The sequence below is a fragment of the Candidatus Phytoplasma pruni genome (genome assembly GCF_013391955.1).
In the GTDB taxonomy this organism is placed as follows: Bacteria; Bacillota_I; Bacilli_A; order Acholeplasmatales; family Acholeplasmataceae; genus Phytoplasma.
The window spans coordinates 1-1,563 of the sequence record NZ_JABUOH010000036.1 but is presented as its reverse complement, the minus strand read 5'-3'; the positions used below and the strand labels follow the sequence as shown (position 1 = coordinate 1,563).

2 protein-coding genes are annotated in these 1,563 nt (G+C 28.2%); both read right to left on the bottom strand.

Translation table 11 applies throughout. From position 1 onward, the window contains the following. Nucleotides 1-48: 48 nt before the first annotated feature. On the bottom strand, nucleotides 49-624 hold the full coding sequence (locus tag HR065_RS01325) for a hypothetical protein (RefSeq protein WP_178734124.1): 576 nt from the start codon (nucleotides 622-624) through the stop codon (nucleotides 49-51). 151 nt (nucleotides 625-775) lie between these two features. Continuing rightward, complete coding sequence (locus tag HR065_RS01320; protein ID WP_178734123.1) at nucleotides 776-1,495, bottom strand: hypothetical protein; 720 nt, start codon at nucleotides 1,493-1,495, stop codon at nucleotides 776-778. Nucleotides 1,496-1,563: the final 68 nt, after the last annotated feature.

Genomic DNA, 1,563 nt, shown 5'->3' with positions numbered 1-1,563 from the left:
TAGATTTAATTAATTTTTTTAAGTTCATAAAAAGTCCTTCTTTCTTTATCAAATATAACCATCAAAATTGTATGTTGTTGTATTAAAATATTTGCCTGTAAAACGGTTCCATTCTTGGGATTCAGGTTTTGGCGCTATTTCTGTTGGTTTAGCAACTCCTCGTGGAGGTTGTGGCGGACGAGTGTCATTTAAATAATAAAGTTTCCAACCGATAGAATCTTCATTACAACTATTACCTAAAAGGATATTATCTAAATACCATTCATCTTTGAAAAACCCTTTTTTGTATTTATATGTATGTTCGTTACCTTCAATATCATAAAGTGTTTTATCTTGTTTTCCTAAAATATCGCGTATACGTTCTGCGGATGTTATATAATTGGCTTTTTGTGTTTCAGCAAAATAACAATGATCTTTCCATTTTTGGACATTTTTTTCATATTCTTCTTTTGTTTGAGAAATCAGTTCTGAATCTGTTAAAGAATAATGAGGTGGAAGAGGATGTTTTTTGAAATATTCTTTTTTAGAATGATTAACGTATAATCGGACAAAAATAAAAGATATTAAAATAATGGTTATATATTTGACAAAATTCATAAATATTTTATTTTTGAGTAAATTCATAAATGCGCCTTTTTTATTTATTTAGATATATTTTTATTATACGTTTTTTTTTTTTTTGCAATAGTTTGGGATGGAAAATGTTTATTTTGATAGTGAAGGATTGATTTTAGGCAATAAAAAAAGACCCTATGAGTGAGATAGGGTCTGGGGGTTAATAGTATTTGATTTCTTTGATGGAGCCGTCAGGGTTGTAGGAGGTGTGTGCAATTGGTTTGTTAGTTTGAGGGTTGTGTTTTGTAACAGACTTTTTAATACCTGTATCATAATAATCAATCCTTTGAGATTTAAATTTATTTTTTATATAAAAATCTATTGCAATTTTCGGTTGTCCTTCATCGTTATAAACGATAGATGTATGTTTTAAATGATAATCTTCGGAAGGCATATTTTTAGGTCTAACAGGAGGAGGTGTAGTATCTAAATAATCCAATTTATTTCTAGGAGGAACTTTATTTTTTGAAGTTTCGGTCAAACCTAAAATAGAATCGTTTAAATACCAACTATCAGATAAAAGACCTTTGTTATATTTATATTCATGTTTATTACCTGCTTTATCATAAAGAACTCTGTTATATCTGCCTAAAATGTTATCTCTTAAATCGTCAGAAGTATATCCTTCATCTTTATCTGTTTCAACTGGTTTAATTAAACATTGATCTTGCCATTTTTTTAAAGCTTTTTGATATTGTCCTTCTGTTTCTGGTTCCTTTTCTTCTTTTGTTTTTAGGACGGATTCTTTTACTGCCGGAGGAGTAGGATTTTGGGTTAATTTATAATATGTATAAGATAGTAATAAAAGAACGATGGTCGCGATAACACTAGACCAAATGATGATTTTTTTATTATTGTTTTTGTTGTTGGTTTGTGACATGTACGTGTCTCCTTAATTTTATTTTATTTTAGTTTTTTTACATATGCCTTTATTATATGTTTTTTTTT